This is a genomic window from Paralcaligenes sp. KSB-10 (assembly GCF_021266465.1).
Lineage (GTDB): Bacteria > Pseudomonadota > Gammaproteobacteria > Burkholderiales > Burkholderiaceae_B.
Genome location: NZ_CP089848.1, coordinates 3,964,411 through 3,980,742, shown reverse-complemented (window position 1 = coordinate 3,980,742; position 16,332 = coordinate 3,964,411). Strand labels below are relative to the sequence as shown.

11 protein-coding genes and 1 tRNA gene are annotated in these 16,332 nt (G+C 60.3%); 8 read left to right on the top strand and 4 right to left on the bottom strand.

The genetic code is table 11. The features are described from left to right. Positions 1–212: 212 nt before the first annotated feature. Together LSG25_RS18230 and LSG25_RS18225 are read left to right on the top strand one after the other, a co-directional pair. Entirely contained in the window at positions 213–1,457 is a 1,245-nt protein-coding gene (locus LSG25_RS18230) for an MFS transporter (protein WP_232742290.1), read from the top strand. A gap of 10 nt (positions 1,458–1,467) precedes the next feature. Continuing rightward, the gene (locus tag LSG25_RS18225) at positions 1,468–4,680 is read left to right on the top strand and encodes a non-ribosomal peptide synthetase (RefSeq protein WP_232742289.1); all 3,213 of its coding nucleotides are present in this window, start codon (positions 1,468–1,470) and stop codon (positions 4,678–4,680) included. Positions 4,681–4,707: 27 nt separating this feature from the next. Here LSG25_RS18225 and LSG25_RS18220 read toward each other — a convergent pair. Next, positions 4,708–4,782 (bottom strand) — tRNA-Arg (locus LSG25_RS18220). Positions 4,783–5,018: 236 nt separating this feature from the next. Here LSG25_RS18220 and LSG25_RS18215 point away from each other — a divergent pair. After that, positions 5,019–5,912, top strand: a complete 894-nt coding sequence (locus tag LSG25_RS18215; protein WP_232742288.1) for a cytochrome c5 family protein — start codon at positions 5,019–5,021, stop codon at positions 5,910–5,912. 119 nt (positions 5,913–6,031) lie between these two features. Here LSG25_RS18215 and LSG25_RS18210 read toward each other — a convergent pair whose 3' ends face one another. Both LSG25_RS18210 and LSG25_RS18205 read right to left on the bottom strand, forming a co-directional pair. Continuing rightward, a complete protein-coding gene (locus LSG25_RS18210) occupies positions 6,032–7,567 on the bottom strand; it encodes a 3-hydroxyacyl-CoA dehydrogenase (protein WP_232742287.1) in 1,536 nt (511 codons plus the stop codon). Between the two features lie 119 nt (positions 7,568–7,686). Next, a complete protein-coding gene (locus LSG25_RS18205; protein ID WP_232742286.1) occupies positions 7,687–8,913 on the bottom strand; it encodes a CaiB/BaiF CoA-transferase family protein in 1,227 nt (408 codons plus the stop codon). Positions 8,914–9,184: 271 nt separating this feature from the next. Here LSG25_RS18205 and LSG25_RS18200 point away from each other — a divergent pair, with 271 nt between their 5' ends. The 5 genes from LSG25_RS18200 to LSG25_RS18180 all read left to right on the top strand — a co-directional run bounded on the left by LSG25_RS18200 (position 9,185) and on the right by LSG25_RS18180 (position 14,132). Then, positions 9,185–10,468, top strand: a complete 1,284-nt coding sequence (locus LSG25_RS18200) for a cytochrome P450 (RefSeq protein WP_232742285.1) — start codon at positions 9,185–9,187, stop codon at positions 10,466–10,468. After that, positions 10,461–11,630: an 8-amino-7-oxononanoate synthase gene (gene bioF, locus LSG25_RS18195; protein WP_232742284.1), complete on the top strand. Its 1,170-nt coding sequence runs from the start codon at positions 10,461–10,463 to the stop codon at positions 11,628–11,630. The genes LSG25_RS18200 and bioF overlap by 8 nt, the downstream gene beginning before the upstream one ends. Further along, positions 11,623–12,999, top strand: a complete 1,377-nt coding sequence (bioA, locus tag LSG25_RS18190) for an adenosylmethionine--8-amino-7-oxononanoate transaminase (RefSeq protein ID WP_232742283.1) — start codon at positions 11,623–11,625, stop codon at positions 12,997–12,999. Before bioF ends, bioA begins: the two co-directional genes overlap by 8 nt. Further along, on the top strand, positions 12,992–13,726 hold the full coding sequence (bioD, locus tag LSG25_RS18185; protein WP_232742282.1) for a dethiobiotin synthase: 735 nt from the start codon (positions 12,992–12,994) through the stop codon (positions 13,724–13,726). The genes bioA and bioD overlap by 8 nt, the downstream gene beginning before the upstream one ends. A 172-nt stretch (positions 13,727–13,898) precedes the next feature. Beyond that, positions 13,899–14,132 (top strand): hypothetical protein, encoded by a 234-nt coding sequence (locus tag LSG25_RS18180; RefSeq protein ID WP_232742281.1) that lies wholly within the window; start codon positions 13,899–13,901, stop codon positions 14,130–14,132. Between the two features lie 111 nt (positions 14,133–14,243). Here LSG25_RS18180 and LSG25_RS18175 read toward each other — a convergent pair whose 3' ends face one another. Next, positions 14,244–16,307 carry a UvrD-helicase domain-containing protein gene (locus tag LSG25_RS18175; RefSeq protein WP_232742280.1) on the bottom strand — a complete coding sequence of 688 codons (2,064 nt, stop codon included), beginning with the start codon at positions 16,305–16,307 and terminating at the stop codon, positions 14,244–14,246. Positions 16,308–16,332: the final 25 nt, after the last annotated feature.

Here is a 16,332-nt window from a genome sequence, read left to right as displayed (position 1 = left end):
CACATTACAGCCCCAATGTTTTGGGGCCGGCCTTTACCACGAGCGACGAAAGGTTTGACGCCTACCGCACCTGATTAAACACTGCCTGCACATCACATAATGTGCTATGACTTGGCTAAGAGGGTGTTACAGTCCATACAAAATCGCTGCGGTAGCTGATGCAGCCACGAAAGCCTTTTTAAGGCCTTGAGAAAAACGACCCTGGAGACATTGTGCGCAAATCCGCCGTCGGCTTGAGTCAGTTGGCACCGCTATTTCTCATCATACTGATCGACAGTACGGGCTACACCATCGTGATCCCGACCCTGGCGGCCTTGCTGCTCGACGAACCGCCCATGCTCATGGGTGGCGACAGCCTCGCCATGCGCTACCTGGTATACGGAATCGCCATCGGCATTTACGAACTGATCATGCTGTACATGGCACCAGTTCTTGGTGAATTGTCGGACCGGCTCGGCAGGCGGCGGATTCTTATTTTGTGCCTGGTCGGAATTGCGGCGAGCTTTCTCCTGATTGCCGGCGCCATCGCGTTCAACCTGATCTGGCTACTCATCCTGGGGCGCATCATTGGCGGCGCCACGGCGGGTAGCCAGGCGGTAGCCCAGGCGGCGGCGGTAGACAATGCGCCGCCGCAAAAACGCCCACTGACCTTGAACATATGCCTGCTGGTCTCGTCCATTGGATTCATCCTTGGCCCCCTGGTTGGAGGCTCTCTATCGCATGACAGCGCCGTACAGGTATCGGATTTCATCCTGCCCTTCCTCCTGACTGCCGCATTGGCCATGGCGGTGCTCGCGCTGTTCTGCTATATGTTCAAGGAACCGCCGGTCTCACGAGCACCCGCAAAAAAAATTGATCTATTCATGGGCGTGCATGGTTTCCGGCGCGCCTGGGGCACGCCCGCCATACAGCGATTGGCCATCATTTTCGGCTTGATGCAGTTTGCCTGGGGTACGTATTTCCTGTTCCTGCCCAGTCTTTTGATTACGCGATTCAACGAAGACACCGGCACGGTATCGCTGCTGATGAGTGCCCTGGGCATCGGCTTTTGCCTGGCTTACGGTGTCGTCCTGCCCTTCCTCCAGCGCTACGTCAGTGCCCGGCAGCTGGCGTCGTGGGGGCTATGGGGCACAGCCGCGCTCATTGCAGTGTCCATTTCTACGCACAGCATGCTGGTGCAAATGGCCATCGCCGTGCCTATCGCTGTCCTGGTATCCGTTGCTTACGGCGCCATCATCGTGCTGTTCACCCATACGGTCGATGAACAGCAGCAGGGCTGGATTCTTGGCATCACCATTTCGATCAACGCCGCCGTATGGGGGCTGGCTTCCATTGCAAGCGGCGCACTCAGCGGCATCAATCCCATCGCGCCATTCCTGTTCGCTCTCGCGGCCATGGCGGCAAGTGCCGTAGCCATGTCGCTTCCCACCAGCCGTCTGGCCCAAACCAAGCAATAGAGTGCCCGCCATGTCTGAGAACTCAAGCTCGAATCCCCCCGATCTGCTGCACCGCATGTTCGAGGCCATGGCTGGCCGCATGCCACAGGCAGTTGCCCTGATCAGTGGCAATACCCAGGTGACTTACGCCGAACTGGATGCCATGGCCAACGGCATTGCGCATGACATCCACCGGCGGCTGGGGGACGCGCCTGCCAGTCAGGCCACCCACGCTCCGCTTATCGTCGGCCTGCATCTTGCGCGCAGCATCGAAGCCGTGGCCGCGATGCTGGGCATCATGAAAGCGGGCGCCGCATGGGTCTCGCTCGATCCCGCCTATCCTATGGACCGTCTCGAATTCATGCTGAAAGACACCGCGGCGCCCATCGTATGCGCTGTCGGCAAGCAGGCATCATCGTCGGGCCTGGGGGGCAGAACGGATGCCCAGTGGATCGATGTCGCCCAGGTATCGCCCAGCACAAACCCCCTGCGCAGCGTGACAGCCGATCCCGCCGACCCCGTGGCCTATGTGGTGTATACGTCCGGCTCCACCGGGACACCCAAAGGCGTGCTCGGTACGCATCGCTCCATGCTCAGCCGCTTTGTCTGGATGTGGGAATCCTATCCGTTCAACGCCCAGGAACTCGCCTGCCTGAAAACCTCCTTGAACTTCGTCGATTCCGTCTGGGAAACCTTCGGCGGCCTGCTGCAAGGCATACCTGGCGTCCTGGTCGATGACGCGACCGCGCACGACCCCCAGGCCTTGTTGTCCTTACTGGCGGAAAGCCAAGCGACCCGGCTGGTGGCGGTGCCTTCGCTGCTGGGGGCCCTGTTCGAAGCCCACGCACAAACGGACGTCGATCTGCCGTCCTTGCGCTACCTTACATCCTCGGGAGAAGCCCTGACCGGCAAGCTGGCGGGCCAAGCTGCGCAGCTTGCGCCCAATGCCGTCCTGCTGAATCTTTATGGCTCATCCGAAATGGCCGCCGACGCAACATGCTCTGAGATTGAACGAAGCGAGCAGGAAGAAGAAGTTGCTTCCATCGGACGCCCCATAGGCCGCATGAAAGTCCATGTGTTGAACGACAAGCTGGAACCCGTCAATGCCGGCGAACCGGGCGAACTCCATGTGTCCGGCCCCGGGCTGGCCTTGGGGTACCTTCGCCGCCCCGACCTGACCGCGCAAAAGTTCATCGCCAATCCTTTCAATCATTCCGCCGACCCCGAGCACGCGAAGCTGTTCCGGTCCGGCGATATCGTACGCCAAGAGGTGGACGGCACGCTGCATTACCTGGGCCGCAGCGATTTCCAGATCAAGATCCGGGGCGTACGCATCGAGCCAGGCGAAGTAGAGACCGCCCTTGCCAAACATCCGGCCATCCGGGCTTGTGCCGTCGCGGGCCTGGACGGCGCGGCAGGCAAACAACTGGTCGCTTTCTACGAGACACGCCCCGGCACCGAACCCGCCGCAGTCATCGCAAGCGAATTACGGTCTTTCCTATCCCAAAGCCTTGCCGCCTATATGGTACCGTCGCGCTTCATCCATATAGAACAATTGCCGCAACTGCCCAATGGAAAGCTCGATCGCAATGGTCTTCGGCTTCCACAATTCTCTGCGGTCGAAGACGCTGTCCAGGTCGGCCGCACTCCCACGGAAACAGTGCTGCTTGCCATCTGGAAGGAAGTGCTGGGGCACGGCAGCATCGATATCGACGACGATTTCTTCGCCGTGGGCGGCGACTCCATACTGGTTGCACGGGTATGCACGAAATCACGCCTTGCCGGATTTTTCCTGAGCCCGCGCGACCTCTATCAACATCCCATCCTTTCCGCGCTCGCCAGGCATGCGGAAAACGCCCGGACAGCCAAATCCACCGATACAAAGACGCCGCAGGGCACGCTGCCTCTCAGCCCGATGCAGCGCTACTACTTCAGCTGGGCCAAACCCAACCCCAACAAATTCAATGTCGGTTTCATTGCGCGCTGCGGACATGTCCTGGACATCCCCACGCTCCAAAGCGCCCTGCGCCGGGTGATACAGCAGCATGATGCAATCCGGCTCAGGTTTGAGCCGGACGCGCAGGGCAACTATACCCAGCACTTCGCATCAAGCGACGACGTCTATACGATTCCCGTCGACCATTTCACGGTCCCCGACGCAGATGCCCCCACCCGGCTGGCCTTCATCGATACCAAGGTTCAACAGCTGCACGACAGCCTGGATATCGCAAGAGGGCCGGTCATTCGGGCTGCCTTCTTTGAAGACCCTGCCAGCCTCGATCATCATTTTTTCTTTACCATGCACGAATTGGTCAGCGACGCCATTTCCCTGCAAGTCACGCTGGAAGACCTGCGCACAGCCTATACGGCGCTCAGCGAAGGCCGCGAGCCGGCGTTCCCGCATAAGACGACCCCTTTCCATACCTGGGTGGAAGGCGTGATCGACTACGCCAGGCAAGGCCAGGCGGCGCAGCAACTGGACTACTGGCTGGAGCAGGCACGCGACACGGCCGAGTTTCCCGAAGACGCCCCCAACGCCGCGGCCCTGCAAAGCGACATACAAGCGCATGCCTTCCAGGTGCTGGACCAGGCCCAGGTGAGCCAAGCGCGCCAGCACTGGGGAGGCATCTTTCAGGCCACATTGGTACATGCCATCGTTGCCGCGCTGGCGATTACCGCGCACCGGATATCCGGCCAGAAAAGCCTGATCTTCCACAAAGTCGCGCACGGCCGGGAAACCTGCATCCCTGAAATGGATGTATCGCGCACGGTAGGATGGTTCATTACCCATACCCCGATCACCGTCAGGCTGGAATCAGCCTTGACCGACCAGGGGCTATCACCCGCGCGGGCCCTGTCTTCCGTATTGGAACAATATCGCGCCATTCCCGACAATGGGCTGGGGCATAGCGCTCTGCGCTATTTCAGCGACGATCCACGCGCCAGGGAGCTGGCCAGGCACGACCAGGTCAAAACACTGTTTCAGTATATCGGCGACGTCTGGGAGGACAATTACGATGGCAGCCTGTTCCTGCCCCCCGACCCCGCGCTCATGGACCTGCCCGATACGGTGGCCGCACAGAACCTTGCCGATTACCACCTGCACGTGTATGCCTACCTGATGGATGGGTGCTTCCGGATGAAGTTCTTTTATACGCGCCCGAACTACCGGCCCGATACCATACAGGCCATGGCCGAGCTATTTTCGGATGCCATCAAAAGCATGTTGCTTGGGCCTGGCTAATGCTGAGCGGCGCTGTGATTCGAGAAGTGGTGCGCCCGACAGGAATCGAACCTGTATCAAGAGCTTCGGAAACTCTCATTCTATCCATTGAACTACGGGCGCAGGGGACGTCATTGTAGCGTGTTTTCATGTCGGCTTTTTTACGCCCTCCCGCACCCTCCCGATCTGCGGGATGTATTCAAAAGAAGCGCAATTCTGCATTTAAGCAGCAGTCTCGGTATAATCGCGGACTTGGGTGGTGAAAAAGCACGTAAACGCTGCTTGCCTCTGTCTTTCAACCATAGTAACGAGCATCAGGCCACGAAGCGCCTTGAATCACGTACACGCAGGATTCGACCATGAACAACACCGAAGAGCATATTGAAGAAACTATAGAGGACCACGAAGGCCTCATAAAAACCCCCAAACAGCTTATCGTGACTGTGGTTCTGGCGTTCCTGATCCCGATCATCCTTATCATCATGCTGGCCAATCTGGTCACCTCCGGCAACAAGGTCGGCGCCGGATCCGACACGCTCACGCCCGCCGCCATCGAGGCCCGCATCAAGCCTGTCGCCAGCTTCGACCTGGTCGACGCCAACGCGCCCAAGGTGTTCAAGACCGGGCAGCAGGTTTTCGACTCGACCTGTACCGCCTGCCATACTGCCGGTGCGGCCGGCGCCCCGAAAGTCGGCGATCACGCCGCCTGGGCTCCGTTCATCAAGACTGGCTACGATGCCATGATCAAGAACGCCATACACGGCATTGGCGCCATGCCTCCGAAGGGCGGCAATCCTTCGCTTAGCGATTATGAAGTAGCCCGGGCAATCGCCTACATGGCCAACAAGTCGGGCGCATCGTTCAAAGAACCTGCGGCTCCCGCCCCCGAAGCCAAGCAAGCCGAAGCCAAGCCTGTTGCAGTAGCCGCCGCAGCACCGGCACCCGCCGCCGCGCCGGCCCCTAAAGCTGAAGCTGCCAAGGTTGCAGCGGCCCCCGCCGCCGAAGCCGCTATCGATCCAGCCGGCGAAAAACTCTACAAAGCAGTATGTTTCGCCTGCCACGCGGTGGGTGCGGCAGGATCGCCCAAGTTTGGCGACAAGGCAGCCTGGGCGCCGTTCATCGCCACCGGCATCGACGCCATGGTTCAGAATGCCATCCATGGCATCGGCGCCATGCCCCCGCGCGGCGGCTCGCAAGCCACCGACGCTGAAATGCATGCCGCTGTCGAATACATGGTGCACGCCGCCAAATAAGGCCGCCCGCAAGGGCCAATGAGTCACCCGGCAAAAAGCCGCTACTTTTCTTCGTAGCGGCTTTTTGCTTTCCGGGGCCAAGCCGCCGGAGCGTGGCCCCCATGGACCTGAAAGCCCGGCTACCGCGCCTTGCAGACGGGCTCGGCGCGCAGCGACAAACCCAGTTGTACACGACGCTGCAGCCACAGGCTGGCACGGTAGCGGTCGTCGCCCGTGACGCGATACATGGCGCGCAGGATTTCCAGCACATGCGCCGAGCCCAGGCTATCACCCATCGACAATGGCCCGCCTTGGGGGTAGCCCAGGCCCAGCGAGACGGCCAAATCGATATCATGCGGTGTGGCAATCGTTTGCTGGGCAATATCGGCCGCGACATTGATGATGGTGGCCACTATGCGCTGCGCCACAAAACCCGCCGAATCGTCGATGACTGAAACAACCGTGCCATCGGACGCAAACAGGGCGTGCGCCGCATCGCGCCACTTGGGCTGTGTAGCGGGCGAGCACATCAATACACGGCGCTTGCCCTGCTCCAGGCCAAAGAAGGTGTCCAGGGCAACCGTGCGCTCGCCATCGAGCTGATGCGAGCCGACCACCGTGGCGGTATCTTCGCCGAAGGGTGTTACCACGATCAGGGCATCGACGGGAGGATGGTCGCTGGCAATGACATTGACGCCCAGCTCTTTCAACAAGGCTGAAGCGCGCTTGTGTCCCGCCGAATGATAAGGAGCCAGCCAGACTTTCAAGCCGCCCACCGTGGGGGGCACCGCCGGCTCGGCAGGAACCTGTTTACGGCCGTCCGGATATGTATAAAAGCCTTCGCCCACCTTGCGCCCCAGCAGCCTGCCCGCAGTGCGTGTGGCCGTGATCGGCGAGGGACGGAATCGGGGCTCGTCATAGAACTGGCGGTAAATCGACTCCATGACGGGGTGCGAAACATCGAGCCCGGTCAAATCGAGCAGTTCAAAAGGCCCCATGCGAAAACCAGCCTGCTCGCGCATGATGGCATCCACCTGATAAAACGGCGCCACCGCCTCCTGGGCCAGTCGCAAGCCTTCGATGTTCATTCCTCGGCCGGCATGATTCACGATAAAACCCGGCATATCCTTGGCGCGTACCGGCGTGTGCCCCATAGCGCGGGCCAGCGCCATTAGCGCATCGCCCGCGGCGGGGTCGCTGCGCAAGCCGTCGATCACTTCGACCACCTTCATCAGCGGCACCGGATTGAAGAAGTGGTATCCCAATACCCGGTCGGGCCGTACGCAGGCGGCGGCAATGGATGTGATGGACAGAGACGAGGTGTTGGAGGCCAGCAGGCAATCTTCCGGCACGATGCTTTCAAGTTTTTGAAACAGCTCGCACTTGACGTCCAGACGCTCTACCACGGCTTCGATGACCAAATCGGCCCGACTCATGGAATGCAGATCGGTGCACGCCTGGACGCGCGCCAGCGATGCGGCGGCGAGTTCGGGGGCAATTTTCCCCTTGCCCGACAGTTTGTCCCAGGTTTGCTTCAGATTATCCCGAGCCGCCGCGACGGCTTCGGCATTCAGGTCGAACAACAGGACTTCATAGCCGGCCTGGGAGGCGATTTGGGCGATTCCACGCCCCATCGCTCCTGCGCCGACTATGCCTATGACTTTAATATTCTTCATTTGAATTCACTCCCAACGCCTCGCGCCCACGCTGGGGCGCAAAATTAACAATAATTCCGTTCTTCAACGATAGCCCAGTTTCCATGCACGCATTGCCGTAAACGGGCCATGCCGACCACCTACGGCCTGCCGATCAACTGGCGGATCTCTTCGTCCGAGCGCCCCAGGCGGTCACGCAGTACTTGCTCGGTATGTTCGCCCAGCAAGGGGGCGGCATGGCGATAATTGACAGGGCTGCCTGAAAGCCGCAAAGGGCTTGCCCCCACCGGCGCATGCCCGGCGCTGCCGTGCGGCAAAGACATGTGCATGCCGCGCGACTGGACCTGGGGGTTTTGATAAACCTGATCGATAGTGTTGATCGGCCCGGCTGGAACGCCCGCCTTTTCAAGCTCGGCCAGCCAGTAGTCGCGCGCCTGCCCTTTCATGGCCTCGACCAACATGGGAACCAGCACCTCGCGATTGATGACCCGACCGGGATTCGTTTTGAAGCGCTCATCGGCGGCCAGATCCGGGCGACCGATCACCTGGGTGTACGCCCGGAACTGGCTATCGTTGCCCACCGCTACAATCAAATGACCGTCGGTGGCGGCGAAGACCTGGTACGGAACCAGGTTTTGATGGGCATTGCCGGCCCGCCTGGGTGCCACGCCGGTGGTCAGGTAGTTCAGATTCTGGTTTGCCAGCATGGCCACCTGGCAATCCAGCAAAGCCATATCGATATGCTGGCCCAGGCCGCTGCGGGTGCGCTCGTGCAAGGCAGCCAGAATGCCCACGGTGGAATACATGCCGGTCATCAGATCGGCCACCGCCACGCCTGCTTTTTGGGGGCCGCCGCCTGGAAGATCGTCGCGCTCACCGGTAATACTCATGAGCCCGCCCATGCCCTGGATCATGAAATCGTAGCCGGGCCGGCTCGCGTAGGGGCCGGTCTGGCCGAACCCTGTAATGGAACAATAGATCAAGGCCGGATTGATGGCCTTGATGCTGTCGTAATCGAGGCCGTACTTGCGCAGCCCGCCCACCTTGAAATTTTCCACCAGGATATCGCATTGCAGGGCCAGTTCGCGAATCAGGCTGGCGCCTTGCTTGGTGGACATATCCAGTGCCACCGACAGCTTGTTGCGGTTGGCCGAGGCATAGTAGGCCGCTTCGGTGGTGTCATGGCCGTTCTGATCCTTGACGTACGGAGGCCCCCAACTGCGGGTATCGTCTCCCGAACCGGGGCGTTCGATCTTGATGACTTCGGCCCCCAGATCGGCCAGGTTCTGCGTGCACCACGGCCCGGCCAGGACACGGGTAAGGTCTAAAACACGAATTCCAGTTAGCGGGGCGGGGCGTAAAGACATAGTGGTTCGCAGATCGTCCGGTTAAAGCGACTATTGTGCACTAACTCTCAATTAAAAGTTTCAAACTGGCATCCGGCACGGCATTGAATGCAAATGCAACCCCGCTGTCTGGCCAAACAGGTTTGGTCCTAGAATATATCCGCCCATAACCGAACACGCCAGAGACAGCCTGTCATGCCACGCACCAGCGCCCCACCCGCTTACGAAAAACCGATGCGAATCTTCGTCGCCTGGCACGGCAAAGTCGGAGAACCGCATCAAAAGGCCCGGCATGATCAATCGTGAATTCCTCAACGATCCCTACCCAGCCTACCGCGCTTTGCATGCGGCCGGACCGCTGCACTGGAATAGGGAGTTCTGCGGCGGCGCATGGCTATTGGTCAGACACGCCGATGTGGCAAGCGTATTGCGCGACCCGCGCTTCTCGGTGCGCCGTGCCGGCGGCTGGGTCAATAGCAGCGGGCTGGAGGCAAGGAACGAGTTGCGCGCCTTCAAGCGCATTTTCGCTCGTTCGATATTGTTTCTTGACGCCCCACGGCATGCGCGCCTGCGGCAGATCATGAGCGCAGGCTTCAAGCCCGCGGCGTTGCAGGCATTGATCCCGCAGATTCAGGCCATCGCGGATGGCCTGCTGGATCAGATCATCGCCGGGGTTCAGTCAGGCGAAACGGAAACGCAGGGCTCCTTTGAAACAACACAATTCGACTTCATGCACGATTTCGCCAGGCCTCTGCCGGCATTGGTAATCGCCGCCATGCTGGGGATCGATGCGGCCGATCGCAACGACTTCGTGGCATGGTCCGACGATATCGCCGGCTTTATCGGCAGCCCGACGCCAAGCATCGAAACCGCCCGGCGCGCCCAGGCCGGCCTGATGGCCATGAGCGACTATTTTCGCGGCCTGCTGGCTCAACGCCGCCTGCAACCCCGCAACGACCTCATCAGCCAATTGATCGTGGCAGAGGCCGATGGCGGGATCGCTACCTCCAAGGAACTGCTGGCCCAGTGCTGCACCTTGCTGTTTGCGGGCCACGAGACAACCCGGAACCTGCTGGGCAACGGCATGCTGGCGCTGCTGGCACATCCGCGGCAATGGCAGTTGCTGCAACAGACGCCGTCCTTGTTGCCCTCGGCGCTGAAAGAGCTGTTGCGCTTTGACAGTCCGGTGCAGTACACCGGCCGCCGCCTCAAGGTCGATGTGGAAATGCACGGCCGGCTGATGAAAAAGGGCGAGCTGGTAATTCCGCTGATCGGCGCGGCCAATCGCGACCCAGCCAAATTCAGCGCGCCCGATCGACTCGACATCACACGCAATGAAGGCTCGCACCTGTCTTTCGGTTATGGCCCGCATGTGTGCCTGGGAGCAACGCTGACGTATCTGGAAGCCGAGATAGCGCTGCGCAGTGTAATGCGGCGTTTGCCGAAACTGCGGTTGGCTGGCGACGTCCAGTCCTGGGGACTCAATGCGGTATACCGCAGCCTGAACCAGTTGCCGCTGCGCTTTGAATGCCGATCCAAGACACAGGCATCGCAAGAACAGGTATCGCATGCCTGACCTGATGGCTCAGATCGGCGATCAATTGACGCAATTGCAGGAGCGCCAGCTATTGCGCAGGCGCCGGACGGTCGAGGGCCCTCAAGGGCCGATATTGAATGTCGGCGACAAGCCGTATCTGGCATTCTGCAGCAATGATTACCTGGGATTGGCCAATCACCCCGCCTTGATTGCCGCCGCGCATGCGGGGCTGGATGCCTACGGCGTGGGTGCCGGCGCCTCCGCACTGATCAGCGGCCACACACGCGCCGTCGAGGATCTGGAAACCGCATTGGCCGAATTCGTCGGTGCGCCGCGCGCCTTGCATTTTTCGACCGGCTATATGGCCAACCTGGGCATCATTCCGGCCCTGGCCGGCCCCGGAGATACGATATTTTCAGATCGCCTGAACCATGCCTGCCTGATCGATGGCGCGCGGCTGTCCGGGGCGCAGTTCAGGATTTACCCGCACGCCGATGTCGCACGGCTGGAATACCTGCTGAAAAAAAACGCCAGCCCACGAAAACTGGTGATAAGTGATGCCGTGTTCAGCATGGATGGCGATATTGCGCCGTTGCAGGAATTGCTGGCCTTATGCGAAAAATACGACGCCTGGCTGCTGGTGGACGATGCCCATGGCTTTGGCGTGCTGGGGCCGCAGGGACGCGGCAGCCTGGCGCATTTCGGCCTGGCATCGCCGCGCATCCTGTATATGGGAACCTTGGGCAAGGCCGCCGGCGTCTACGGCGCCTTTGTCGCCGGCGACGCAAGCCTGATCGAATGGCTGCTGCAACGGGCGCGCACCTATATATTCACCACTGCCAGCCCGCCTTTGCTGGCCACCACGCTATTGGCCTCGCTAGAGCTGGTGCGCACCGAGGAGTGGCGGCGGCAGCATTTGCGGCAATTGATCGAGCGGCTGCGCGCCGGGCTGGCAAGCTTGAGCTGGCCTGTGCTGCCTTCGCAAACGCCCATTCAGGCTTTGGTGGTTCAAGACAATCGACTCGCGCTGGACCTGATGGAAGGCTTGCATAAACAAGGTATCTGGGTTCCCGCGATAAGGCCGCCGACCGTACCGAAGAAAACCGCGCGATTGCGCATTTCGCTGTCGGCCGCGCATACGGCCGAGCAGATCGACCGGCTTATCGACGGGCTGCACACACTCGCCAAACATTATGGATAAATACACGCAATCGGAATCGCAGTCGGACATGGTGCAACGCAGCCTGCATAGTGTCTGGCACCCCTGCACGCAAATGCAGCATCACGAATCGGTACCGCTGGTGCCGGTCAGCCACGGTCGGGGCGCATGGCTATATGGTTCGGATGGCAAGCGCTACCTGGATGCGATCAGCTCATGGTGGGTCAATCTGTTCGGCCATGCCAACCCGCGCATCAACGCGGCATTGAAAGATCAGCTCGACAAGCTCGAGCACGCCATGCTGGCGGGCTTGACCCACGAGCCGGTGATACGCCTGTCCGAAAAGCTGGCGGCGCTGACGGGCCATGCGCTGGGCCATTGCTTCTATGCTTCGGACGGCGCCTCGGCGGTGGAGATTGCGCTGAAAATGAGCTTCCATGCCTGGCGCAATGCCGGCCACAGCGAAAAGCGGGAGTTCATCTGTCTTCAGGGCAGCTATCACGGCGAAACCATAGGCGCGCTGGCGGTTACCGACGTCGCCCTGTTCCGGGATGCGTACGGCCCGCTATTGCACGGGGCGCACGTGGCCATGTCGCCCGATGCCCGTGCCGCGCAAAAAGGCGAAACAGCCGCCGATGTGGCATACCGCGCGGCCCACGCACTGGAATTATTGCTGCAGCAACGCAGCACCCATATTGCCGCCCTGATTATCGAACCCCTGGTGCAATGCGCCACCGGCATGGCCATGCACGACCCGGTGTATCTGGCGCAGGCACGGGCCTTGTGCGACAAGTACGAAGTCCATCTGATTTTCGACGAGATCGCCGTGGGCTGCGGCCGTACGGGGACTTTTTTCGCTTCCGAGCAAGCGTGCGGCGCAAGCCCCGAAACAGCAGCGGTCTGGCCCGACTTCGTCTGCCTGTCCAAGGGTATCAGCGGCGGTTATCTGCCGTTGTCGCTGGTCATGACCACCGATGCGATTTACCAGGCGTTCTACGATGCCGACACGGCCCGGGGATTCCTGCACTCCCACTCCTATACCGGCAACCCCCTGGCCTGCCGCGCGGCGCTGGCAACCTTGGCGATTTTTGATGAAGACGATGTGCTCAATGCCAATCGCGCGCGGGCACAGCGGCTGACGGCAGCGCTGCAGCCATTGGCCCATCACGATCGAGTGCGCAATTTTCGCCAGCGCGGCATGATCTGGGCCTTCGACGCGGTGATCGACGATGCGGCGGCAAGCCGATTTTCCCGCCGCTTTTTCACCCATGCGCTGCAAAACGAATTGCTGCTGCGCCCGATCGGCCGCACCGTTTATCTCATGCCGCCTTATATTCTGGACGACGCCGAATGCGATATCCTGGCAGCCCGCACGGCTTCTGTATTCGAAAGCACGATCGGCCATGAATAGCCCCGCATGCGCTTATTTTGTGGCCGGCACCGACACGGAGATCGGCAAAACGCTGATCGCCAGTTGCCTATTGCACGCGCTGGCCGCGGCCGGTGTCGCGGCAGCCGGCATGAAACCGGTCGCCGCCGGCGCGGAATGGCGAGATGGCGCCTGGCATAACGACGATGCGGATGCGCTGGCGGCGCACGCCGGCGTGTCGCTGCCGCCGGCACTGGCAACACCGTACCTGCTGCACCAGCCCACCGCGCCGCATATCGCCGCAAAGCTGGAAAACCACCCTATCGAACTACCGCTTATTTTCGAATGTTATCAACGGATTGCCGCACTCGCCGGCGCCGTCGTGGTCGAAGGAGTGGGAGGCTTTCGGGTACCGCTGAACGACACCATGGACACGGCGGACCTTGCCCGGCAACTAGGCTTGCCCGTGGTGCTGGTCGTCGGCCTGCGCCTTGGCGCCATCAACCATGCATTATTGACGACGGAAGCCATCGCGGCGCGAGGCTTGCCCCTGGCCGGTTGGGTCGCCAATACGGTCGACCCGGACCTGCTCAACAGCGAGGCCACTGTCGCCGCGCTGGCCTCGCGCATCGACGCACCTCTGCTGGGCTGGGTGCCGCGAATTTCCGCAGGATCGGCCCCGACCGCGATTGAGCGGGTTGCCGCGGCCGCCCGCTATCTGAATTTTTCAAAACTGCCTGGCTGGCCCACCAATCCACCCTCTATATAGTGATAGAGGGATCCTGAAAGGCCCTGGCCGAACGCAGCTGCACCTAAACCGGGATTCGAAAAGTAGAGTATTTGCAACGTCCCAAAACGTATTAGGGAAAACCCTTGACTATAGATTAGGGTTTACCCTATAATGACATCTGTCAGTACAACCTATAAAGCAGGTGACCAGCATGTCCAGCATTACTTACTACCAATACACTCGTTTAAGCGACTCGCTTGAGCGCAACCTTATGCGCGATGCACTCAGCTGCAACGAGCCGGTTTCGATTATTGCCGTGGTCAAGAATGTATTTTCCAAGGCCAAGGAAGGTTTCATCGACTTCATGGATTTTTGCACGGAAGTGAACAAAGCCATGTCTGAAGCCCGCGCCCGCAGCAGCTTCTACATGGGATCGCAGTGGTAAGTCGTGCTTTGCCTCGCAAGGGTCAGCCCGGTTTTCGATAAAAACTGATCCTGGTGATCGAAAAAACCTGCCTTTAGCGGCAGGTTTTTTTATAGTATGCGCTTACCCCGATCAAGCCTTGCTCAACAGGGCCTTGAGCATGCCCAGGCGCTGCTTGGGGCTGAGCGCCTGAAGCTCGGGATCTTCCTGCAGCTTCAACTCGCCCAAGCCCATTTCATCGATAAAGCGCGAAGGTTCGCGCACCACATCTTCGCGCGCCCGGCGCCGCTTTTTACACCAGGTCAGGTGCAGGCTGCGCTGCGCACGGGTAATACCCACATACATCAGGCGCCTCTCTTCCTGTATGCGCTGCGCCAGCGACTCGGCCGCCTTGGCCGGATCGCCGTCTTCCTCGTCGCGCCCCATATGAGGCAATAAGCCTTCCTCTACGCCCGCCAGGTAGACATGCGGGTACTCCAGGCCTTTTGACGCATGCAGGGTCGACAGCTTGACCGCATCGGGCTCTTCATCCTCGCCGCGCTCCAGCATCGTGATCAGGGCCACATGCTGCACCAGCTCAAACAGGTTCAGGCCGTCTTCCTCGGCTTTGCGTTTCAGCCAGCCGATCAGTTCCAGCACATTCTGCCAGCGCGTCTGGGCCGGACGCTCTTCAAGCGTGTCATACAAGTAACGTTCGTACTGGATTGCGCTCAATAGATCGTCCAGTATCGGCCCCGCGGCCTCGGCGGACGTCACCGCCTCGCCGGCCCGGCCACGCCCGGCGCGCCACTGGATGCGCTGTATGAAAGCGCCAAATACCTGCAATGGCTCCAGCTGTTTCGCCGCCAGACGCTCGGTCGAGCCGATTTCAAACAGTGCCGAAAACAGGGAAATTTGCCGTTCCGCCGCAAATTGCCCCAGGGTTTGCAAAGTTACCTGCCCTATCCCGCGTCGCGGCGTGGTCACGGCGCGGATGAAAGCCGGGTCGTCGTCATCGTTGGCGACCAGTCGCAGATAGGCCAGAATATCGCGTATTTCAGCTTTCTCGAAGAAACTCTGCCCGCCTGAAATCGTATAGGGGATGCGCAAATTCCGCAGCGCCTGTTCCAGCACGCGCGCCTGATGGTTGCTGCGATACAGCACGGCAAAATCCCGCCATTCGGCCCGACGCTCGAAACGCGCCGCAGATATCCTTACCGCAATCGACTCGGCCTCGGCCTCGTCGCTTTCCATGGGAGTAACCTGGATGGGCTCGCCCACCCCCAGGTCGGACCACAGCTTCTTGCCAAAGAGGTTGGGATTTTTACCGATGACCTGGTTGGCCGCCGACAGAATGCGTTGTACCGAGCGGTAATTTTGCTCGAGCTTGACGATTTTCAGGGCAGGGTAATCGGTCGTCAGCTTGGCCAGGTTTTCGACCGTGGCGCCGCGCCAGGCGTAGATCGCCTGATCGTCGTCGCCTACGGCGGTAAACATGGCCCGCTGTCCGGTCAGCGATTGCACCAACCGGTACTGGCACAGATTCGTGTCCTGGTATTCGTCCACCAGCAAATATTGCACACGCGCCTGCCAGCGCTCGCGCACCTGCTGGTTTTGTTCCAGCAAAAGAGCCGGGAGGCGAATCAGGTCATCAAAATCCACCGATTGATAGGCCGCGAGTGTAGCGTTATAGCTGCGATAGACTTTGGCTGCTTCGATCTCGTTGGGGGTCGCGGCAGCGCGCTCGGCGGCATCCGGATCCATGAGGGAATTTTTCCACAAGGAAATCATTTGCTGGACGGCACGCAAACGGCCCTTGTCGGTCGTGGCCAGCATTTCCTGGATAATCGCCAGTGCGTCATTCGCATCGAGTATCGAAAACTGGGGCTTCAGGCTTAACAGTTGCGCCTCTTCACGAAGAAATCGCACGCCCAGGGAATGAAAAGTGCTGATGGTTAGGCCTTTGGCCAGTTTGGAATCAACCAGTGTTTTGACCCGTTCGCTCATTTCGCGGGCCGCCTTGTTGGTGAAGGTCAGCGCCACGATATGCCGCCCCATATAGCCGCATTCGCGCAGAAGATACGCGATTTTCTGTGTAATTACCCGCGTCTTGCCGCTGCCCGCTCCCGCCAGGACCAGACACGGGCCGTTCAGATACAGCACGGCCTCGCGTTGCATTGCATTCAAACCGGTGGCGAGGGTATGGCCAGGAGACATCGCGGGTAACAGGTGAAGGAAAGGT

Bases quoted from the DNA above. Each gene is read 5' to 3' on its own strand.
- LSG25_RS18225 (WP_232742289.1), top strand. From the start codon at position 1,468: ATGTCTGAGAACTCAAGCTCGAATCCCCCCGATCTGCTGCACCGCATG.
- LSG25_RS18215 (WP_232742288.1), top strand. From the start codon at position 5,019: ATGAACAACACCGAAGAGCATATTGAAGAAACTATAGAGGACCACGAA.
- LSG25_RS18210 (WP_232742287.1), bottom strand. From the start codon at position 7,567: ATGAAGAATATTAAAGTCATAGGCATAGTCGGCGCAGGAGCGATGGGG.
- LSG25_RS18205 (WP_232742286.1), bottom strand. From the start codon at position 8,913: ATGTCTTTACGCCCCGCCCCGCTAACTGGAATTCGTGTTTTAGACCTT.
- LSG25_RS18200 (WP_232742285.1), top strand. From the start codon at position 9,185: ATGATCAATCGTGAATTCCTCAACGATCCCTACCCAGCCTACCGCGCT.
- bioF (WP_232742284.1), top strand. From the start codon at position 10,461: ATGCCTGACCTGATGGCTCAGATCGGCGATCAATTGACGCAATTGCAG.
- bioA (WP_232742283.1), top strand. From the start codon at position 11,623: ATGGATAAATACACGCAATCGGAATCGCAGTCGGACATGGTGCAACGC.
- bioD (WP_232742282.1), top strand. From the start codon at position 12,992: ATGAATAGCCCCGCATGCGCTTATTTTGTGGCCGGCACCGACACGGAG.
- LSG25_RS18180 (WP_232742281.1), top strand. From the start codon at position 13,899: ATGTCCAGCATTACTTACTACCAATACACTCGTTTAAGCGACTCGCTT.
- LSG25_RS18175 (WP_232742280.1), bottom strand. From the start codon at position 16,307: ATGTCTCCTGGCCATACCCTCGCCACCGGTTTGAATGCAATGCAACGC.